The 20,024-nt window shown below is 61.1% G+C and carries 19 protein-coding genes; 11 read left to right on the top strand and 8 right to left on the bottom strand.

Features of this window, described 5'->3' with window-relative positions; genetic code table 11:
- Window positions 1–27 precede the first annotated feature (27 nt).
- Complete coding sequence (locus HQL98_00410) at window positions 28–1,218, top strand: homoserine O-acetyltransferase (protein MBF0270522.1); 1,191 nt, start codon at window positions 28–30, stop codon at window positions 1,216–1,218.
- Between the two features lie 19 nt (window positions 1,219–1,237).
- Window positions 1,238–1,834 (top strand): TetR/AcrR family transcriptional regulator, encoded by a 597-nt coding sequence (locus HQL98_00405; protein MBF0270521.1) that lies wholly within the window; start codon window positions 1,238–1,240, stop codon window positions 1,832–1,834.
- 95 nt (window positions 1,835–1,929) lie between these two features.
- On the opposite strand, the gene HQL98_00400 is transcribed toward HQL98_00405, so the two are convergent.
- From HQL98_00400 to HQL98_00370, 7 genes are all read right to left on the bottom strand, one after another.
- Window positions 1,930–2,709: a class I SAM-dependent methyltransferase gene (locus tag HQL98_00400; protein MBF0270520.1), complete on the bottom strand. Its 780-nt coding sequence runs from the start codon at window positions 2,707–2,709 to the stop codon at window positions 1,930–1,932.
- Window positions 2,709–4,247, bottom strand: a complete 1,539-nt coding sequence (locus tag HQL98_00395) for a YifB family Mg chelatase-like AAA ATPase (protein ID MBF0270519.1) — start codon at window positions 4,245–4,247, stop codon at window positions 2,709–2,711. The genes HQL98_00400 and HQL98_00395 overlap by 1 nt, the downstream gene beginning before the upstream one ends.
- Window positions 4,248–4,264: 17 nt before the next feature.
- Window positions 4,265–5,719: an aldehyde dehydrogenase family protein gene (locus tag HQL98_00390; GenBank protein MBF0270518.1), complete on the bottom strand. Its 1,455-nt coding sequence runs from the start codon at window positions 5,717–5,719 to the stop codon at window positions 4,265–4,267.
- Window positions 5,716–5,979: an accessory factor UbiK family protein gene (locus HQL98_00385; GenBank protein MBF0270517.1), complete on the bottom strand. Its 264-nt coding sequence runs from the start codon at window positions 5,977–5,979 to the stop codon at window positions 5,716–5,718. The genes HQL98_00390 and HQL98_00385 overlap by 4 nt, the downstream gene beginning before the upstream one ends.
- An 18-nt stretch (window positions 5,980–5,997) precedes the next feature.
- A complete protein-coding gene (locus tag HQL98_00380) occupies window positions 5,998–6,903 on the bottom strand; it encodes a U32 family peptidase (GenBank protein MBF0270516.1) in 906 nt (301 codons plus the stop codon).
- The gene (locus tag HQL98_00375) at window positions 6,903–7,898 is read right to left on the bottom strand and encodes a U32 family peptidase (GenBank protein ID MBF0270515.1); all 996 of its coding nucleotides are present in this window, start codon (window positions 7,896–7,898) and stop codon (window positions 6,903–6,905) included. Before HQL98_00375 ends, HQL98_00380 begins: the two co-directional genes overlap by 1 nt.
- Before the next feature lie 132 nt (window positions 7,899–8,030).
- Window positions 8,031–8,693, bottom strand: coding sequence for a UbiX family flavin prenyltransferase (locus tag HQL98_00370; GenBank protein MBF0270514.1), 663 nt, complete (start codon window positions 8,691–8,693; stop codon window positions 8,031–8,033).
- A gap of 63 nt (window positions 8,694–8,756) precedes the next feature.
- On the opposite strand from HQL98_00370, the gene HQL98_00365 reads away from it, so the two are divergent.
- From HQL98_00365 to HQL98_00325, 9 genes are all read left to right on the top strand, one after another.
- Window positions 8,757–10,412, top strand: a complete 1,656-nt coding sequence (locus HQL98_00365; protein ID MBF0270513.1) for an acetolactate synthase large subunit — start codon at window positions 8,757–8,759, stop codon at window positions 10,410–10,412.
- A gap of 14 nt (window positions 10,413–10,426) precedes the next feature.
- Window positions 10,427–11,509: an AAA family ATPase gene (locus HQL98_00360; protein ID MBF0270512.1), complete on the top strand. Its 1,083-nt coding sequence runs from the start codon at window positions 10,427–10,429 to the stop codon at window positions 11,507–11,509.
- Entirely contained in the window at window positions 11,509–12,168 is a 660-nt protein-coding gene (locus HQL98_00355) for a hypothetical protein (protein MBF0270511.1), read from the top strand. The genes HQL98_00360 and HQL98_00355 overlap by 1 nt, the downstream gene beginning before the upstream one ends.
- A gap of 18 nt (window positions 12,169–12,186) precedes the next feature.
- The gene (gene xseA, locus HQL98_00350; protein MBF0270510.1) at window positions 12,187–13,521 is read left to right on the top strand and encodes an exodeoxyribonuclease VII large subunit; all 1,335 of its coding nucleotides are present in this window, start codon (window positions 12,187–12,189) and stop codon (window positions 13,519–13,521) included.
- Window positions 13,522–14,397, top strand: coding sequence for a M23 family metallopeptidase (locus tag HQL98_00345; GenBank protein ID MBF0270509.1), 876 nt, complete (start codon window positions 13,522–13,524; stop codon window positions 14,395–14,397). It begins immediately after the preceding gene.
- Between the two features lie 100 nt (window positions 14,398–14,497).
- Window positions 14,498–14,704, top strand: a complete 207-nt coding sequence (gene xseB, locus HQL98_00340) for an exodeoxyribonuclease VII small subunit (GenBank protein ID MBF0270508.1) — start codon at window positions 14,498–14,500, stop codon at window positions 14,702–14,704.
- Window positions 14,705–14,712: 8 nt separating this feature from the next.
- Window positions 14,713–15,600: a polyprenyl synthetase family protein gene (locus HQL98_00335; protein MBF0270507.1), complete on the top strand. Its 888-nt coding sequence runs from the start codon at window positions 14,713–14,715 to the stop codon at window positions 15,598–15,600.
- 14 nt (window positions 15,601–15,614) lie between these two features.
- Entirely contained in the window at window positions 15,615–17,486 is a 1,872-nt protein-coding gene (gene dxs / locus HQL98_00330; GenBank protein ID MBF0270506.1) for a 1-deoxy-D-xylulose-5-phosphate synthase, read from the top strand.
- 21 nt (window positions 17,487–17,507) lie between these two features.
- Entirely contained in the window at window positions 17,508–18,251 is a 744-nt protein-coding gene (locus HQL98_00325; GenBank protein MBF0270505.1) for a TlyA family RNA methyltransferase, read from the top strand.
- A 96-nt stretch (window positions 18,252–18,347) separates the two neighbouring features.
- Here the strand turns inward: HQL98_00325 and ettA are convergent, their stop codons facing one another.
- The gene (gene ettA / locus HQL98_00320) at window positions 18,348–20,021 is read right to left on the bottom strand and encodes an energy-dependent translational throttle protein EttA (GenBank protein MBF0270504.1); all 1,674 of its coding nucleotides are present in this window, start codon (window positions 20,019–20,021) and stop codon (window positions 18,348–18,350) included.
- Between the last annotated feature and the right edge of the window lie 3 nt (window positions 20,022–20,024).

The raw sequence follows: 20,024 nt of genomic DNA, 5'->3' as shown, positions 1-20,024 counted from the left end.
AGCCACCTCCAAGCCTGCAAGGAACCGATGACCACCACCGAGCCATCCCACTCCCACTCTGTCGGGATCGTGCAAACCAGGCACGCGGAACTCTTCACCGATGGTTCCAGCGCCCTGACCCTCGATTGCGGCGCCTCGTTGGCCCCGGTTCGGGTCGCCTACGAAACTTACGGTCGCCTCAACGCCGACAAAAGCAACGCGCTGCTGATCTGTCACGCCCTCTCCGGCAATGCCCACGCCGCCGGACGCCACAAAGAGGATGACCGCAAACCCGGCTGGTGGGACAACTTTATCGGTCCCGGCAAACCTTTCGATACCGATCGTTTCTATGTGATTTGCAGCAACAACCTGGGAGGTTGCGATGGGACCACGGGTCCATCCAGCATCAATCCGGCCACCGGACGCCCCTTTGGCCTGCAATTTCCCATGATCACCATCGGCGACATGGCCCGACTGCAAAAAGCCCTCATCGACCATCTGGGCATCCCCCGACTGCTGGCCGTGGCCGGCGGCTCCATGGGCGGCATGATCGCCTTGCAATGGGCGCTGGACTACCCGGATGCCCTGCGGGCCTCCATCATCATCGCCTCCACCCCCCGCCTGTCGGCCCAGAACATCGCCTTCAACGCCGTGGCCCGTCAGGCCATCATGGTGGATCCCGGTTTCAATGGCGGCGACTACTACGGCGAAGGGGTGCCCAGACCCGTCAACGGACTGGCCCTGGCCCGCATGGTGGCCCATATCACCTATCTATCGGAAAAAGGACTCCACGAAAAATTCGGACGCCAGTTGCAAGACAGGAGGGAACTCTCCTTCGGCTTCGAGCGGGATTTCGCCGTGGAAAGTTATTTGCATTATCAGGGATCGTCTTTCGTCAACAAGTTCGACGCCAATACCTACCTGTACATCACCAAGGCCATGGACTACTTCGATCCCTTCCCGGATCCGGAGACCTCCGCCAAACGACTGCAAAAGGTCACGGCCCGTCTGCTGGTGATCAGCTTCGACACCGACTGGCGCTTCGACACCTCCCGCTCCAAGGAACTGGTCAAGATGCTCAATTGGCATCAGAAAAACGTCACCTTCGAGCAGTTCCGCTCCCTGCACGGACACGACGCCTTTTTGATCGAAGATCCCCTCTACATGGAATCCTTAAGCTCGTTTCTCAAACGGCTCCACCAGGAATCCAGACACCCGGCAGCCCAAATCACCCTGTGAAACAACGGAGCAATCTGCCGTGGGACGTACCAGCGACGCCAGGGAACGCTTGATTCAAAGCGGCATGGATCTCTTGCAAGCCGGAGGCTACGCCCAGGCCGGCGTGCAGGAAATCTGCGCCCGCGCCGGCGTGCGCAAGGGAAGTTTCTATCACTTCTTCGCCACGAAAAGCCATCTGGGTCTGGCGGTGGTGGAACAGTTCCACGCCGCCTCCATTGAATTGCTGGATCAGGCTTTGGCCAAGGATCTGCCGGCCCCGGAACGCATCGAACGGTTGTTTCTCATGGTCGCCACCATCCAGGAAAACTTCCGCCACGAAGCCGGAGTGGTCAAAGGATGTCCATTCGGCAATCTGGTCTTGGAAATGAGTACCCGGGACGAAAGCCTGCGCCTCGTGCTGGCACGGGTGCTGCGGGAAACCATCGCCCGCCTGGAATCCACCATCCGCTCCGGCTCCCCTGCCGCCGAACCCGCCAAAATCAAAGAACAGGCCGAAGCGGTCTTCTCCCTGCTGGAAGGCGCCATCCTGGTGGCCAAAGCGGAAAACGATCCGGCCATCATCCGACGCATGGCGCTGTGTGCCAAGCAGATGGTGGCGGCATTGACTGAGAAATGAGGCCGCGCTGCACTCTTGAAAAGCAAAAATCAAAGGCCAAGGTCAACACCCTGGGAGAGGAATCTCCCAGACCCGCTCTTTTTTTTCAACAGGGGTCAGGATTGGGATTGGAGGGAGGATGCGGCGACGCGCCCCACCCGCAACGCCAAAGGCCATGCCACCCCCCGCCGTCTGTCCACATCCCCCCAGATGGCACGCAAACGGGGGCGCAACAACGCCACCGGATCGATTCCCCGCACCTTGCAATACTGGGCCGTGGCCGACCAACTGGAAAAATAACCCAACAATGAATCCAGATGCCACCGCGCCCTCATGGCAAAAGTCGGGGCGGGGATGGCGGCAAAAGGAAAAGACAAATCCCGATAGCCGTTTTCCACATGATACCGCTCCGGCGGCCAATGGGGACCGACTTCGTGATGATAGAAATCTTGAACCAGGGTGTTGACCTCCTCTCCTTCAACGCTCAACACCCCATAACTCCACACCGCCAACACGCCGCCCGGTTTCAACACCCGGCGCACCTCGGCATAAAACGCTTCCAGATCAAACCAATGCAGCGCCTGAGCCACCACGATCAAATCCACCGAACCCAACACCAGACCACTCGCCCCGGCCCGAGCCTGCCGATAAACCACCCCCGGACAAGGGGTGGCCTGGGCAATCTGGGCCATACTGGCATCGGTGGCCTCCACCCGCTCGAAATGCCGCGCCAACTCAACGGACGCCTGCCCGGTTCCCGCCCCGCAATCCCAGGCCAACCCCCGCTCCGCACATTGTCCGGCCAGCCAAACGAACAGCTCCGGCGGATAACCGGGACGATTCCCGGCATAATGGCCAGCCACTGTGGAAAAATGGTCCTTGAAGGATTCAGACATCACCCGCTCCCCGGAAACCTCCCCCCCATGCGAAACTGGATCGCCTCCGCCAGATGCCCGGCGGCAATGGACTCCGCCCCTTCCAGATCCGCGATGGTACGGGAGACCTTGAGAATGCGGTTGTGGGTACGGGCGGAAAAACAGAGCTTGCGACTGGCCATCAACAACAGTTCCCGGCTTTCGTCGTCCAACGCGGCAAAACGGTCGAGGGGCGCGCCATCCAGATCCGCGTTCAACACGCCGGGACCGTTGCGGGCCAACTGCCGCATTCGGGCCTCGGTCACCCGCTGACGCACCATGGCGGAACTCTCTCCCGACGGAAGCGCCGCCAGGGTTTCGGGGGGAACCGGAGGCACTTCCACATGCAGATCGATGCGGTCCAGCAAGGGTCCGGACAACCGGGAGGCGTAGCGTTCCACCTGGATCGGCGTACAACGGCAAGGACGCTGGGAATGGCCCCGAAAACCGCAGGGACAGGGATTGCAGGCGGAAACCAGTTGAAACCGGGCTGGAAAACGGGTGGAACGGGCGGCGCGGGAGATGCCCACGTCTCCGGCCTCCAAAGGCTCCCGCAGGGATTCCAGGGCGCTGCGACCGAACTCGGGGATTTCGTCCAGAAACAACACGCCCCGATGGGCCAGACTCACCTCGCCGGGCCTGGGGATGCCCCCGCCGCCGATCAGGGCCACATGGGAGGAGGTGTGATGCGGGGTGCGAAACGGACGCCGGGTCACCAAAGGGGAACGCCCCTCCAGCCGTCCGGCCACGGAATGGATGGCGGTGACTTCCAGAGCGTCTTCGATGGTGAGGGCCGGCAGAATCCCCGGCAGACAGCGGGCCAGCAGGGTCTTGCCCGATCCCGGAGGGCCGCTCATGATCAGATTGTGTCCACCCGCCGCCGCCACTTCCAGGGCGCGCCGGGCATGCTCCTGACCTTTGACATCCGCCAGATCCCGAATGCTCCCCCCGCTTCTGGGTTCTTCTTCCAGCGCCTTGCGCCAATCGGTGGGGGGAACCGGATCCAGGGGCTTTTCGCCGTTGAGATGGCGCATGAGTTCCAGCAGAGTCTCTGGAGCCACCACCCGTCCCCCGGCCAAGGAGCCTTCCACCCCGTTGGCCAACGGCACGATCAACTCGGTCATGCCCAACTCTTTGGCCAGCATGGCTGCGGGCAGACAGCCGGGAACCGGCTTCAAACGACCATCCAGGGCCAACTCCCCCAGGAACAACCGCCCACGCAACGACTCTCCCGGCAACAACTCCATGGCCGCCAGCAAACCCAGCGCCATGGGAAGATCATAGCCGCTGCCCTCCTTGGGCAGATCCGCCGGCGCCAGATTGATGGTGACCCGCCGCGCCGGCAGTTGCACGCCGGAGTTCTTCAACGCGGCCCGCACCCGATCCTTGGCCTCCCGCACCGCCCCATCCGGCAATCCCACCATGTTGAGCATGGGCAATCCCCGCCCCAGGTCCACTTCCACCTCGACGGGAATGGCCCGGATGCCATCCAGGGCGATGGTGTCAACGCGGGCAAGCACGGCAGTCAATCCCTGTTTCAGACACGATAGACCAGCACCCGCTCCTCCAGCATATCCCGCATGGCGTATTTCACCCCTTCCCGGCCCAACCCCGAATCCTTGACGCCGCCATAAGGCATGCTGTCCACCCGCAGGGAGGGCACATCGTCATGGATCACCCCTCCCACCTCCAAAGCGTCGAAGGCCCGCATCACCGTGGAGAAATCCGGCGTGAAAATCCCGCACTGCAACCCGAAACGCGACGCATTGGCCCGGGCGAAGGCCTCTTCCATGGACTCCACCGGGGTCAACACCACCACCGGTCCGAAGGCCTCTTCCGCCACCACCCGGCTGTCCGGATCCACCTCTTCCAGGATGGTGGCGGTCAGGCCGTTGCCCTGCCCCGAGGCCGGAACCGTATTGCCGGTCACCAGATGAGCGCCCAGATCCATGGCTTCGCCGATCCAGGTCTGCAAGCGTTCCCGGTTGGCCCGGTCGATCATCGGACCTAAAGTGGTGGCTTCATCCAGCGGATCCCCAGGCCGCAACGCCTCGGCGGCCTTGCGGAAACGGGCGCGAAACTCCCCCACGATCTCTTGATGCAGGAAAATCCTCTGCACCGAGATGCACACCTGACCACACTGATAAAAAGCGCCCATCACCGCCCGTTTGATCAGCCAGTCCCAGTCCCGCACCTCCCGATCCACGATCAGACCCGCGTTGCCACCCAGTTCCAGCACCACCTTTTTGCGTCCGGCCTGCTGTTTCATCTTCCAGCCCACCTCGGGCGAGCCGGTGAAGGTGAGCAGTTTGACCCGTTCGTCTTCCACCAGCATCTGACCGGCGACCCGATTGCACGGCAGCACGGAAAACGCCTTTAAGGGCCAACCCGACTCCTGGATGATCCCGGCGAGCATCAGCGCGGTGACCGGCGTTTTGGAGGCGGGTTTGAGCACCATGGGACAGCCGGCGGCCATGGCCGGGGCGATCTTATGGATGGCCAGATTGAGGGGAAAATTGAACGGCGCCACCCCGGCCACCACCCCCACCGGATAGTGACGCACCAGCGCCCGCCGACCGGCCCCCATGGGATTGATTCCCAGGTCATAGGCTTCGCCATACACCCGGGTGGCCTCCCCCACGGCGATGTCGAAGGTGGCGGCGGCCCGATCCAGCTCCAGACGGGATTCGGTGATGGTCTTGCCGTTCTCCTGGCTCAGAATCCGGGCGAACTCCTCCCGCCGCGCGATCAGCCGATCCCGCACATGCGCCAAAGCCTTGGCGCGCTGCCAGGGTTCCAGCCGTCGGGTCTCTTCCAGCGACTCCACCGCCGCATCCAAGGCCCGATCGATCTCGCCGGGTCCGCACAAGGCGACCGTGGCCACCAACTCCCCGTTGTAGGGATTGATCACCTCCAACGACTCCGGGGTATCCACCCACTCCCCGGCCAGATAGGCCAGACATTTCCCGGAACCGTTCAAAGAGCGGCTCATGTGGGCTCACCCAGTCGGGCCAGGGCCTCTTCCAGCTCACCCACCCGCTTTTCCAACGCCTCGGCCCGGATGCGCGCCTCACTCAACATCTCGTTGACCACGTTGAACTCTTCACGGGTCACCAGATCGAAATGCTCCACCCCTTCCCGCACCATGTCCTGAGCCTTGCGTTTCAGCTCTTCGCGGGTCTCCCCCACCCGGTTGAACACCCCCATGACGTTCTGGGTGATCTGATCCAAAATCGCGTTGTCGATTTGCATGTGTCGTCTCCAAAAAGATCAGGGGCGATGATAACTCATACCCGGTTTGTTGTGGAAATAGCCGTTGCAAAACGGCTCCCCGCCATTGAACTCCGCCAGCTTCGCCAATCCCTCCTCGGGGGAGAGGCGCCTGTCCACCGTATCGCGCCAGACCGCCACGATCTCGGGCATGAACCGGCTTTGCGGGGAGAGCCTCACCAGATCGACGCCCAACGCCTCAAGACGCGCAACCTCGCCGATGAGGGTGTGGACCTTTTCCGACATGGTTTGAATGCCGTTCATGGAGAGCAGACCTTCCCCCTCCTGGGTACGGGTGATCAGGCCATCGGGAAAATCCCCACACTTGTACTGACAGTTCGCCTTGGAAAGACGAAAGGCCCGCGCCGTGTAACAACGGGCGGAAAAGGTCAACGGCAGCCGGCCATGGGCGAACACCTCGAACTCCACCGGTCTGGCCCGGGGCGCCTGGATGATGCCGGCAATGGAATCGGCGGGCAGTTCCACCGGAAACACCATCCGCACCACCCCGACCTCTTGCAAAAAGTCGAGGGTGGCGGGATTGTAGACATTCACATGGGGTCCGGCCACCAGGGCATGCCCTTCGCCCACGCCGATTCCGGCCATGTCGTTGGCTTCGAGCTTCAGCCCCATCCCCACGGCCAGATCCTTGAGACGGTGCAGATTTTCCTGCTCCTCGTCGCTCATCACCAGACCCAGGGTGGAGACCACCAACTCCTTGCCCGATGGGGCCAACTCCCGCACCAGAGGTTCCAGCTCGTCCAGATGGATCCCCTGACGCTTGGAGCAGACCACCTCCCCCAGATACAGCACATCCGCCGCCGTCTCGAAGGCCATGCGGCGGTAGAAATCCTTCAATGCCGCCCGTCCCCACTCGAACAGCACCGGACCCATGGAGATTTTCATTATTGCCAGCTCTCCTCATAGGTGCCCAGGGTATGGGTGGCGCCCTCGGACGTGGCGTTCAGGGCGCGCAGCCAAGCCGGTTTGGCCCGGTAGGCCCCGGGCGCCTCATAGTAGGCGTCCACCGCCTGCCGCAAAATCTTGGTCACCGTGCCCACATAGGACTTGGTGCGCTGCCGTCCTTCGATCTTCAAAGAAGAGACCCCGGCCTCGATCACCTGGGGCAAGATTTCCAGAATGTTCAACGATCCCGGCTCTTCCATCACATGATAGACCCGATCGTTGGCCTCGAAGCGCCCCTTGCAGATGGTGGGATAGGCGGCGTCCTCCCCTTCGGCGTATTCGGCGATCAACGCCCCACCCAGACGGGTACGCAACTTGCCATCGGTATTTTCAAACCGGACCGCCCGCGCCGGGGAGCAGACCCCCTCGATATTGGGTGACACCCCGGTGACGAACGAGGAGAGATGACAGCGCCCCTCGGCCATGACACACAGGCCGCCAAAGGCGAACACTTCCAGTTCCACATCGATTTTTTCGTGGAGGGCGCGGATTTCCGGAGCGGTCAGCACCCGGGGCAGGATCACCCGGGCGATGTTGAAATGGCGCTGATAAAACCGGATCGCCTCGGCATTGCTGGCGGAAGCCTGCACCGAAAGATGAATCGGCAACTGGGGATGGCGTTCCCGGCAGTAGCGCAGCAAGGCGGCGTTGGCCAGAATGATGGCATCGGCCTTGAGGCGCGCGGCGGCGTCCACGGCCCGGTACCAAGGGGACGGATCGTTGACCTGGGGAAAGGTGTTCAAGACCACATTGGCCTTGACTCCGTGACGCCGGGCGTAGTCGATGCCCTGGACCGCCTCGCTTTCGGAAAAATTCAGCCCCTCGAAATTGCGGGCGTTGGTGGCATCGCGAAAGCCGAAATAGACCGCATCCGCGCCATTGTCCACAGCCGCCCGCAACGAGGGGAGATTGCCAGCCGGGGCCAGGACTTCCACTTTCTTCATGATGACTCTCGCAAACCCGGAAATGTTTGTCGTGTGTGGATCACAAGGTAAGGGTCAGTTTACCACCGAAGCGCGGGGAATCAAACCTTCCTGCAACAAAAACACACTGAAATCACCATCGGTCTACCTGCTGGACCATCCATTGGGATTTGGCTCCACCGGCACCCCGAGTCGGACCAAGATCCGATCCACCACAAAATCCACCAGTTGTCCCACGCTTTCCGGTACATGATAAAATCCGGGCGCCGCCGGCAGGATCACCGCTCCGGCCCGGGCCAGGGTCAGCAAGTTTTCCAAATGGATCACCGACAGCGGGGTTTCCCGGGGGACCAGGATCACAGGCCATCCTTCTTTCAAGGCCACGTCGGCGGCCCGTTCGATCAGGTTGTCCGAAAGTCCCCGCGCCATGGCCGCCAGCGAACCCATGGAACACGGACACACCACCATGGCCCTGGGACCGGTGGAACCCGAGGCCATGGGGGCATACCAGTCGTTTCTGGCATAATGGCGCAGTCCCTCCAACGAAAGCGCCGATCCGGTTTCCCGGTTCAGGTAATCCGCAAGCCTCTTGGTCCACTCCGGGCCATGCTCCGGCAACTCCAGAGCGCACTCCTGACGAATCACCTCCCGCCCCGCGTCCGAGATCAGCAGATCCACCCGGTACCCGGCGGCCAACAGCCGCGCCAACAGCCGCAACCCGTAAGGCGCGCCGGAAGCCCCGGTCATGGCCAGGGTCACAGGAATAGACTTCTCATGGATCCAACGATTCGTATACACTGATGCCATCCACCCCGCCAACTTTGGAGAACTCCCATGTCCCAACCCGACCAATCCTCCAAAAAAGAGTCCATCAAGGCCGCCGATCTGTTTGTCCAGTGTCTGGAGGCCGAAGGTGTGGAACGCATCTTTGGTGTGCCGGGAGAAGAGAACCTGGATCTTTTGGAATCGTTGCGCGCCTCGTCCATCGAACTGGTACTCACCCGTCACGAACAGGCGGCGGCCTTCATGGCGGCCACCTTCGGACGTTTGACCGGCAAGGCAGGGGTGGTACTCTCCACCCTGGGGCCGGGAGCCACCAATCTGATCACCGGCGTGGCCTATGCCCAGCTCGGCGGCATGCCACTGGTGGCCATCACCGGACAAAAACCCATCAAAAAAAGCAAACAGGGCCGCTTTCAGATCATCGACGTGGTGGGCACCATGCGCCCCATCACCAAATTGGCCGAACAGATCCCCTCGGCGGACAAGATTCCCTCGTTGGTGCGGGAGGCCTTCAAGCGGGCCGAAGAGGAACGACCCGGCGCCACCCATCTGGAACTGCCCGAAGACATCGCCAGGGAATACACCGAAGCCACCCCCTTGCGCAAGGTCACCTCACGGCGCGCCGCCCCGGATCCCGAAGCGATCATCGCCGCCGCCGAACGCATCGCCATGGCCAAACGTCCCTTGTTGCTGATCGCCGCCGGCGCCAATCGCAAACAGGTCTCCGCCAGCCTCACCGCCTTTGTGGACAAGACCGGCATTCCCTTCGTCTCCACCCAGATGGGCAAGGGTGTGGTGGACGAAAGCCGTCCCGGCTATCTGGGCACCGCCGCCCTCACCGACGGGGATTATCTCCACTGCGCCATCGACTGGGCCGACCTGATCATCGCCGTGGGCCACGATGTCACCGAAAAACCCCCGGCCATCATGGGACACGACGGCTCGGCGGATGTGATCCACATCAACTTCACCGCCGCCCAGATCGATGATGTCTATTTCCCGGGACTGGAGGTGGTGGGCGACATTTCCCGGGGCATCGAGGCGTTGACCCGCTTGTTGATTCCCTCCCCGGAGTGGGATTTTTCCTATTTTCATCAAGTGGGCGCGGATCACGCCCAACACGTCTTGGACCGGGGCGATGCGAACAACTACCCCCTCCTGCCCCAACGGGTGGTGCGAGATCTGCGCCGCGCCATGCCCAGTGACGGCATTCTGGCGCTGGACAACGGCATGTACAAACTCTGGATCGCTCGCAACTATCCGGCCCATCAGCAAAACACGGTGCTGCTCGACAACGCCCTGGCCAGCATGGGCACGGGTCTGCCCTCGGCCATCGCGGCCAAGATGGTCCACCCGGAACGCAAGGTGGTGGCGGTGTGCGGCGACGGCGGCTTCATGATGAACTCCCAGGAAATGGAAACCGCCGTCCGCCTGAAACAGGATCTGGTGATCCTGATCCTGCGGGACGACGCCTACGGCATGATCCGCTGGAAACAAGAAAGCATGGGACTGCCGGATTACGGCCTGAATTTCTCCAATCCCGACTTCGTGCTCTACGCCCAAAGCTACGGCGCCCACGGCCACCGGGTCATGACCGCCGACGAACTCTTTCCCCTGCTGCAAACCTGTCTGGCGTCGGGTGGGGTCCACTTGATCGATGTGCCGGTGGACTACACGGAAAACATCCGCGTGCTGACCGAAGAGTTGCAGGCCAAAAGCTGCCTGATGCCGCAACGCGTTTGAAGTGAGGAAAAAAAATGTTGGACTCGCTCTATATTGCCAATTTCAGGCTGTTTCGTGAACTCAAAATCAAACGATTGGGGATGGTCAATCTGTTCTCCGGAAAAAATGGCAGCGGAAAGAGTTGTCTGCTGGAGGCGTTGAACATCTACTTTGGAAACGGCCATCAGCGGTTGTTGGCCGACTTGATCGCCTCAAGAAATGAAGACAAATACCCCAATCAGGCAGATTACCTGGATCTGGAAAACGGCCTGAAGAACAACCCGTTCAGACACCTTTTCAGAGGACGCGCCTTTCCCCCCACGTCTGAAGATGGCATTCAAATTGGAAAGGCAGATCAAACAAACCTGCTCCAAATCTGCACAAGAAAAACAATCGAAAAAAACAATCAGATCTTCATCACATCAGACAATGAAGATTATATCTTTCTCATGTCCAGTCGTGAAGGAAAATTCAATCCCATATCCCCGATCAACCAATCGAAGAATAAAGGGCAACCCATTTATGCAAGAGACGGTTACGGTTACAGTCAAAAATTGCATCATTTGGATTCATACGGCTTTCTTGACAAGAATATCACCGCTCGCCTGTGGGATGAAATCACCCTGACCCCACTTGAAGAACACGTCATTCAAGCTCTCAATTTTATCAACGATCAAATAACAGGCCTGACTTTTTCTGTTACAACAGACCTGGAAGACAGAAGAATACCTGCCGTCCGGATTGGTCATTCCTATGACAGAATCCCCCTGAAAAGCCTCGGTGATGGCGCAGTCAGAATCCTGCATATCATTCTGGCCATGGTCAATGCAAAAGAGGGTGTTCTGTTGATCGACGAAGCCGAAAACGGTCTCCACTGGTCTGTCCACCCCAAATTATGGAAAATCATCTTCCATCTATCCCAGCAATTGAACATCCAGGTCTTCGCCACCACCCACAGCAAAGACTGCATCGCGGGATTTCATGAGGCTTGGCTGGAAAATCCCGAGGAAGGCGCCTTCTTTCGCCTGGATGCCGATCCGGAAGAAGGGGCCAAGGTCATGCCCTATTCTTTGAAGACCCTCGGCAACGCCTTGAAATCCCAGGTGGAGATGCGTTGATGGGGGATCCCTGCACACACAAAGGCGCCCAGGTGCTGCTTGTCGAAGGGACCAATGATTGTCATGTAATCATGGCCTTGTGCGCTCATTTCAAAATTCCCCAAACGTTCGGCATCCATGAATGCGGCAGCGACACACAAGTTCTGGAGTATGCGGATGGTCTGCTTCGGGCTCCTACGGAGAGTCCGATTCATAAATCAAAACACAAAATCGGTCTGGTGCTGGATGCCGACGAGGCAGCGGCGGATTTTCGCTGGCAAGAGATCCAGAAACTCATGGATCTTGGAGCGTATACCATACCGGAAAAACCGGGCCCCGATGGCACCATCCTCACCACTGCGGAGCTGCCCAGGCTGGGCATCTGGATCATGCCCAACAACGCAGACCCCGGCCGACTCGAAGATTTTTTGCTGGAAATGGCACCTCACGACGCGATCCAACTGGCGCAAGCGTGCGTGACTCTGGCAGAAACGCAAGAAATCGCACGCTTCAACCCCATTCATCGCCGCAAAGCCGAAATTCACACCTATCTGGCTTGGCAAAAGGAGCCGGGTTCCCCCTTGGGCCGTTCCATCACCCAACACGCCTTGCAACCCGACACCCCCACGGCCCAGACTTTTTCAAAATGGCTGCGCCAATTGTTCGACGATGAGAGCTGAAACCGTGTGGAAAAAAACGTGACCGGATTCGCCACCTGCCTGACCGTCTCCCAACTCAACGAGGAGATCCGTGACCTGCTGGAGGAGGAATATCCCTATCTTCAGGTGCGCGGAGAGATCGCGGATTGGAAGATCGCCCCGTCGGGGCATGTCTATTTCTCCTTGGTGGATGCCCAATCCCGCATTCGGGCGGTGATCTGGAAGACCACCCGAATGCGCATTCCCACCCTGCCCCGCTCCGGGGATGCGGTGGTGACCACGGGGCGGATTTCCGTCTACACCCCGCGGGGCGAATATCAATGGGTGGTCGAGGGGTTGCGGCCCGATGGCGCGGGGGGGGAACGGGAAAAGCTGTTGGCCCTGCATGCCAAATTGACCGCCGAAGGGGTATTCGAGGTGAGTCGCAAGCGGCCCTTGCCGTTTCTGCCCCGGGCGGTGGGGGTGGTGACCTCGGCTTCCGGGGCGGCCATTCACGACATCACCCGCACCCTGGACCGCCGTTTTCCCGCCTATCATCTGATCCTGGCCCATGCCCGCGTCCAGGGGGAAGGGGCGCCGGAAGAGATCGTGCAGGCTTTGCAACGACTGGCCGCAGATGACCGGGCCGAGGTGATCCTGTGTGGTCGCGGGGGAGGCTCCGCAGAGGATCTGGCCGCCTTCAACGCCGAAATCGTGGTGCGGGCCATCGCCCACTGCCCCATTCCGGTGATTTCGGCGGTGGGTCATGAAATTGACGTAACCCTGGCGGATCTGGCGGCGGACGCCCGGGCCTCGACTCCCTCCGCCGCCGCTGAAATGGCCATGCCGGAAATGGCCATGCTCGCCACCCGTCTGAACGGACTGCAAACCCGACTGCTGGCCGTGGTCATAGCCCGAATTCAAACCCGACAAGAGCGCCTCGCTTCCCTGCGCGCCCGACTGGTGCATCCCCGCCGCCGCATCGAGCAGGCCCGCCTGCGCTGCGACGAACTGCAACAGCGACTGCTGTTGGCCCTGCACCGTCTGATCGCAAGGCGTCGGCAGACCACCGAGCATCTGGCGGCCCGACTCGCGGGATGGGGGAATGGAAAACCATTGATGTTGCGGGGGACCCGGCTCCACCATCTGGAAACCAGACTCATCTCCCAGACGCGCCAAGGGCTGAAACATCACCAGGACCGCCTCCGACTGCTGAACGCACGTCTGACCGCCATCTCCCCGTTGCACGTATTGACGCGGGGTTACGCCCTGGTCCAAGATGAACACGGTACCATCGCGCGTGACGCTACGCTTTTTCCACCCGGAACCACCCTGCGGGTGACCCTGGCCTCCGGAACCCTCACGGTCCAGGTCACCGGGGTCAAGGAGCCTTAAATGCTGATTCTTCGCATGCGTTTCCCGCTGTTGTGCGCTCTGATGTGGTGGACGCTGTGTCCTGTTGCGGTCTCCGCCGCCACGCTGGAGTTGTCCGGTGATCTGCAGCCGGGCATGGCGGTGTTGTTGACCGTGAAAGGTTTCCCGCAAGGAGCCAAACTGAGCGGCTCGCTGGACCGGCAACCGTTCCCGATCACCCCCCAGGGACAGGCCATGGTCGCTGTGGACATGGAAAAACAACCGGAACGGATCACGCTTCAGGTGGTGATCACCCCCACGGGCGCCCCTCCCGAAACCCTGACCCGCACCTTGACCATTCCCAAACGCGCCTACAAGGAAGAACGCATCGACCTGCCCAAGAAAAAGGTCGATCTGGATCAGCCCGACATGACCCGCGCCACCCGAGAAACCGAAACCATCGCCGCCGCCCTGAAAGTCCGGGAAGGACGCACCGGTTTCGAGCATGGATTCAAGCAACCGGTTCTGGGACGCTTTTCCGGGGTATTCGGCAGTCGCCGGGTTCTCAACGGTCAGCCGCGCAAACGCCACAACGGGGTGGACATCGCCGCTGCCGCCGGCACCCCGGTGACCACCATCGCTCCCGGCACCGTGGTTTTGGCGGGTCGGGACTATTTCTTCACCGGCAACACCCTGGTGGTGCATCACGGCCATGGGGTGGTCTCCCTGTATGCCCATCTGGAACACATGCAGGTCAAAGAAGGGGATTGGGTGGAGGCGGGCGCCACTCTGGGAACCGTCGGCATGACCGGTCGGGCCACCGGTCCCCATCTCCATTGGGGGGTGCTGGTACGGGGCGACCGGGTGGATCCCATGGGACTGCCGGGCATCCGCCATGGACATCCAGTCGCCGAATGACCATCACGGCGATTGATTCCGGACACCCGCGATGTTATACTTTCTTTATTTATAGGGATCCGATCCGGATGGAGCGCGGGGGGAAACACGCATGAACACGATGACATCACTCGATTTCGAGCGATCCTTAAGCCGTCTGGAAGAGGTGGTCTCCCGCCTGGAAAAAGGGGATCTTCCCCTGGAAGAAGGATTGACCGCCTTTGAAGAGGGCATGAATCTCTCCCGGCATTGCCAGTTGCGTCTGGACGCTGCCGAAAAACGGATCGAAGAGTTGCTGGGCAATCCCGGCCAGGGGTTGGGCCAGTGATGACCCCCCTGGAACTGCAACACTATCTGGATGACCGCAAACTGCTGGTGGAAAAACATCTGGATGCTCATGTCCCGTCCGCCAGTCGCCCGCCGCAACGGCTCAACGCCGCGATCCGCCACAGCCTGTTGGGGGGTGGAGGCAAACGGTTGCGACCGATTCTGGTGCTGGCCGCAGCCGAAGCCGTGGGGGGAAGCATCGGGCCTCTGCTGCCCATGGCCTGCGCCCTGGAGTGCATCCACACCTACTCTTTGATCCATGACGATCTGCCCGCCATGGACGACGATGACCTGCGCCGAGGGGTGCCCACCTGCCACAAGGCATTCGACGAGGCCACGGCGATTCTGGCCGGAGACGCCCTGCTGACTTTGGCCTTCGAGTTGGCCGCCACCCCGGTCCCCGGACAAAACGATGGGGCGGTATTGGCCATGATCGCCCAATTGGCCCGGGATGCGGGCATTCATGGCATGGTGGGCGGGCAGATGCTCGACATCCAGGCCGAAGACCAGGAAACCACCCTGGCGGAACTGCAAAACATCCACATTCACAAGACCGGCGCCCTGCTGCGGTCCTGTTGTCTGATCGGTGCCCGGCTCGGCGGCGGCGACGAAAACCAGGTCCGCCGTCTCAACCGCTTCGGCGAGGCCTTCGGACTGGCCTTTCAGATCACCGACGACATCCTGGATGTGGTGGGGGATCCCCTGATCATGGGCAAACAACCCGGCAACGACCAGAAACACAACAAGGCGTCCTATCCAGCCCTGATGGGCATCACCCAGGCCCGACAAGAGGCGCAAAACATGGTGAACGCAGCCCTGGAGGCTCTTTCACCCTTTTCCTCGGCAGCCGATCCGTTGCGTGCCCTGGTCACCCTCCTGCTGGACCGGACCCACTGACAAACGAGCGATTCATGCATCCATTGCTGCAATCCATTCAAGAACCCCGTCAACTGCGCAACCTCCCGGAATCGGCGTTGCGCCAGTTGGCGGACGAATTGCGCGACTTCACCATCGAGACCGTCTCCAAGACCGGAGGCCATCTCGGAGCCAGCCTCGGAGTGGTGGAACTCACCATCGCCCTGCATTACATCTTCGACACTCCGGAAGATCGACTCATCTGGGATGTGGGCCATCAATCCTATCCCCACAAGATCCTCACCGGACGACGGGAACGCATGGCCACCCTGCGGCAACGCCATGGACTTTCCGGATTCACCAACCGCACGGAAAGCCCCTATGATCCCTTCGGGGCCGGACACTCCTCCACGTCCATCTCGGCGGCGCTGGGCATGGCCATGGCCAGCCGTCACCAGGGCAACAAGCGTCACGCCATCGCGGTCATCGGCGATGGGGCCATGACGGCGGGCATGGTGTTCGAGGCTCTCAACAATGGCGGCGAGTATCAAAAGCAGGTCAATCTGATCGTGATCCTCAACGACAACGACATGTCGATTTCGGCCAATGTGGGGGCTTTTTCCGCCTATCTGAGCCGCATCATGAGCGGACAGATGTACACCCGCATCAAGGGGGGAACCGGACGGATGCTGGGTCGCATCTCCCCACCACTGCTGGACGCGGCCCGCAAGGCCGAAGAACATGTCAAAGGCATGCTCACCCCGGGCACCTTGTTCGAGGAGTTGGGTTTCGATTACTTCGGCCCCATCGACGGCCATGATTTCAACCAGTTGCTGCCCACCTTGCGCAACGTGCGGCAGTTGCCGGGACCGATCCTGGTGCATGTGGTGACCAAAAAAGGCAAAGGGTTCACCCCCGCGGAAAACAATCCCTGCACCTATCACGGGGTCAACCCCTTCGACCGTCGCCAAGGGGTGATGCCCGCCCGGGATGTGACCCCCTCTTACACCCAGGTCTTCTCCGAAACCCTGGTGGAGTTGGGCCGGAAAAATCCCAAAATCATGGCCATCACCGCCGCCATGCCGGAAGGGACCGGACTCAACGATTTCAGCGAGCAGTTCCCGGATCGCTTCTTCGACGTGGGCATCGCCGAACAGCACGCGGTCACCTTCGCCGCCGGTCTGGCCTGCGAGGGTTACATCCCGGTGGTGGCGATCTACTCGACCTTTTTGCAACGGGCCTATGATCAACTGATTCACGACGTGGTGCTGCAAAAGCTGCCGGTGGTATTCGCCCTGGATCGGGCCGGACTGGTGGGGGCCGACGGTCCCACCCATACCGGAGCCTATGACCTGACCTTTCTGCGGGCCATTCCCGAACTGGTGATCATGGCCCCGGCGGACGAAAACGAACTGCGCCACATGCTCGCCACCGCCATTGCCCTGGGCAAACCGGTGGCGTTGCGCTATCCCCGCGGCACGGCCATGAACCTCCCCCCCGAACCGATCCGGACCCTGTCCGTGGGGGTGGGACGCACCCTGCGGGAAGGCGGTGACGTGGCTTTGGTGGCTGTGGGCCAACCGGTGCATGTGGCGTTGCAGGCCGCCTTGCAACTGGAACAAGAAGGCATCCAGGCCGGAGTGTTCGACGCCCGTTTCGTCAAACCGTTGGATACGGCCCTGTTGCGCCACGCCGCCCAAAGCCAGGCCCTGGTCACCTTGGAGGAAAACACCACCTTGGGGGGATTCGGCGCGGCGGTGCTGGAATTTCTGGCGGAAGATGGCCTGCTGGACACCGGATTGAAGATCCGCAACTGGGGTCTGCCGGACCGGTTCATTCCCCACGGCACCCAGGCGGAACTGCGGGCCGAGTTGGAACTGAACGTGGAGGGTCTGGTGCAACGTGTCAAAAAACTGTTGTCCCGATAGTCCCCACGGAGGCGGCCAGCCATGGCCCAACGGTTGGATCGTCTGCTGATCGCCCGGGGACTGGTTCCCGACGAAGCCACCGCCCGGGGATTGATCATGACCGGCAAGGTACTGGTCTGCGACCGGCCCAGCCTCAAGCCCGGCAGCCTGATTGCGGATGACGCGCCGATCCGCCTCAAGGATCCGCCCCTGCCCTGGGTCTCCCGCGGGGCGCTCAAGCTGGAAGCGGCCCTGGACGGATGCGGACTGGATGTCACCGGTCTGATCTGTCTGGATGTGGGGGCTTCCACCGGGGGATTCACCGATCTGTTGCTGTCCCGTGGCGCGGCGCGGGTCTTCGCCCTGGACGTGGGCTATGGTCAACTGGCCTGGAAGTTATTGCAGGATCCCCGGGTGGTGGTCATGGACCGCTGCAACATCCGTCATCTGCAACCCAAGGATCTGCCCGAACCGGTGGATTTTCTCACCACCGACATCAGTTTCATCGCGTTGACCCTGGCGCTGCCTCCGGCGGTGGCCTGTCTGCGGGACGGGGGCGTGGGGGTGGCTTTGGTCAAACCCCAATTTGAACTCCCCCGGGAACAGATCCCCAAAGGGGGCGTGGTCACCGACCCCCGACACCACCAGCAGGCCATCGATCAAGCGTTGGCCGTGGGGGAAAAACTGGGCCTGACCACCATCCACACCCTCCCCTCACCCATTCTCGGCCCGGCGGGCAATCGGGAATTTCTGTATTGTTTCCGCAAACCATCTTGTCACGATTGAAATCGCATCGACCCGATTGATCCACGAAAAAAAAAATCCAGCTTCACAACAGGTTTTCCAGGGAAACGACTCCCCCTGGAAAACCCGCGTGACGGATCAATGCACCAGTTTCTTGTAGTGGACCCGATGGGGACGATCGGCCTCGGCGCCCAGACGGCGTTTGCGGTCCGCTTCGTACTCCTGGTAGTTGCCCTCCAGAAACACCACCCGCGAATCCCCCTCGAAGGCCAGGATGTGGGTGGCGATGCGATCCAGAAACCAGCGGTCATGGGAGACCACCACCGCGCTGCCCGCGAAATCGGCGAGGGCGTCTTCCAGGGCTTGCAGGGTTTCCACGTCCAGATCGTTGGTGGGTTCGTCGAGCAGCAACAGGTTGCCGTTCTGCTTGAGTACCAGGGCCAGATGGGCCCGGTTGCGCTCGCCACCGGACAGCACCTTGACCTTTTTCTGCTGATCCTGACCCTTGAAGTTGAACCAGGAGACATAGGTCCGGGAGTTGATTTCCCGCCCACCCAGATCCAGCATGTCCAGCCCGCCGCTCACCGACTCCCAGAGGGATTTCTCGGGATTCAGGGTGCTGCGGCTTTGATCCACATAGGCCAGTTTGACCGTCTCACCCAACAGGATGCGGCCCGAGTCGGGTTCTTGATCCCCGGTGAGCATGCGCAAGAAGGTGGTCTTGCCGGAACCGTTGCCGCCGATCACCCCGAGAATGCCGCCACGGGGCAGAATGAAGGAGAGATCCTCCATCAACAACTTGCCGCCGAACCCTTTGGTGAGTCCCTGGACTTCGATCACATTGCCACCCAGACGGGGACCGGAGGGGATGAACAGGGTACTGGTCTCCCGTCTGGCCTCGCGGGTGCGGGCGGCCAACTCCTCGTAGGCGTTGACGCGGGCCTTGCTCTTGGTCTGACGGGCCCGGGGAGAGGAACGGATCCAGGCCAATTCGTCGCTCAAACGCTTGTGCAAGGCTTCGTCTTCGCGTTTTTCCTGGATCAGACGGGCATCTTTTTGTTCCAGCCAGGAGGTGTAGTTGCCCTTCCAGGGAATGCCACGACCCCGGTCCAGTTCCAGAATCCAGCCCGCCGCGTTGTCGAGGAAGTAGCGGTCATGGGTGACCGCCACCACCGTGCCCGGATAACTTTGCAGATAACGCTCCAGCCAGGCCACGGACTCGGCGTCCAGATGGTTGGTGGGTTCGTCCAGCAGCAGCATGTCCGGGGCGGACAACAACAGACGACACAATGCCACACGCCGCTTCTCCCCACCGGAGAGGGTGGAAACCTCCGCATCCCACGGAGGCAGACGCAAGGCGTCGGCGGCGATATCCAGCTTGCGGTCCAGATCCCAGCCGTCCAGATGATCGATGGCCTCCTGCAAGGCTCCTTGTTCCTGGATCAGGGCATCCATGTCCGCGTCCGGATCACCGAAACGTTCTGACACATCGTTGAAACGTTGCAACAGTTCCTTGATGTTGGTCACCCCCTCTTCCACGTTGCCCCGCACATCCTTGGAGAGGTCGAGTTGGGGTTCCTGGGGCAGGAAACCGGCACGAACGCCGGGAGCGGCTTTGGCTTCGCCGGTGAAGTCGGTATCGATCCCGGCCATGATGCGCAACAGCGTGGACTTGCCCGAACCGTTGAGACCCAACACGCCGATTTTGGCGCCGGGCAGAAAGGACAAAGAGATGTCTTGCAAGATGACGCGATTCGGCGGAACCGCCTTGCACATCCGATGCATGCTAAAGATATATTGCAATTCAGCCATGTT

It is taken from the genome of Magnetococcales bacterium (assembly GCA_015231755.1).
In the GTDB taxonomy this organism is placed as follows: domain Bacteria; phylum Pseudomonadota; class Magnetococcia; order Magnetococcales; family Magnetaquicoccaceae; genus Magnetaquiglobus.
The sequence above is the reverse complement of the archived record's forward strand: the minus strand, read 5'-3'. Positions and strand labels throughout refer to the sequence as shown.

Excerpts from the sequence above, each read along its gene's own strand:
- HQL98_00370 (MBF0270514.1), bottom strand. The coding sequence starts at position 8,693 with ATGGCATCAGTGTATACGAATCGTTGGATCCATGAGAAGTCTATTCCT.
- HQL98_00360 (MBF0270512.1), top strand. The coding sequence starts at position 10,427 with ATGTTGGACTCGCTCTATATTGCCAATTTCAGGCTGTTTCGTGAACTC.
- HQL98_00385 (MBF0270517.1), bottom strand. The coding sequence starts at position 5,979 with ATGCAAATCGACAACGCGATTTTGGATCAGATCACCCAGAACGTCATG.
- dxs (MBF0270506.1), top strand. The coding sequence starts at position 15,615 with ATGCATCCATTGCTGCAATCCATTCAAGAACCCCGTCAACTGCGCAAC.
- ettA (MBF0270504.1), bottom strand. The coding sequence starts at position 20,021 with ATGGCTGAATTGCAATATATCTTTAGCATGCATCGGATGTGCAAGGCG.
- HQL98_00325 (MBF0270505.1), top strand. The coding sequence starts at position 17,508 with ATGGCCCAACGGTTGGATCGTCTGCTGATCGCCCGGGGACTGGTTCCC.
- HQL98_00345 (MBF0270509.1), top strand. The coding sequence starts at position 13,522 with ATGCTGATTCTTCGCATGCGTTTCCCGCTGTTGTGCGCTCTGATGTGG.
- HQL98_00410 (MBF0270522.1), top strand. The coding sequence starts at position 28 with ATGACCACCACCGAGCCATCCCACTCCCACTCTGTCGGGATCGTGCAA.
- HQL98_00380 (MBF0270516.1), bottom strand. The coding sequence starts at position 6,903 with ATGAAAATCTCCATGGGTCCGGTGCTGTTCGAGTGGGGACGGGCGGCA.
- HQL98_00400 (MBF0270520.1), bottom strand. The coding sequence starts at position 2,709 with ATGTCTGAATCCTTCAAGGACCATTTTTCCACAGTGGCTGGCCATTAT.
- HQL98_00355 (MBF0270511.1), top strand. The coding sequence starts at position 11,509 with ATGGGGGATCCCTGCACACACAAAGGCGCCCAGGTGCTGCTTGTCGAA.
- xseB (MBF0270508.1), top strand. The coding sequence starts at position 14,498 with ATGACATCACTCGATTTCGAGCGATCCTTAAGCCGTCTGGAAGAGGTG.
- HQL98_00390 (MBF0270518.1), bottom strand. The coding sequence starts at position 5,719 with ATGAGCCGCTCTTTGAACGGTTCCGGGAAATGTCTGGCCTATCTGGCC.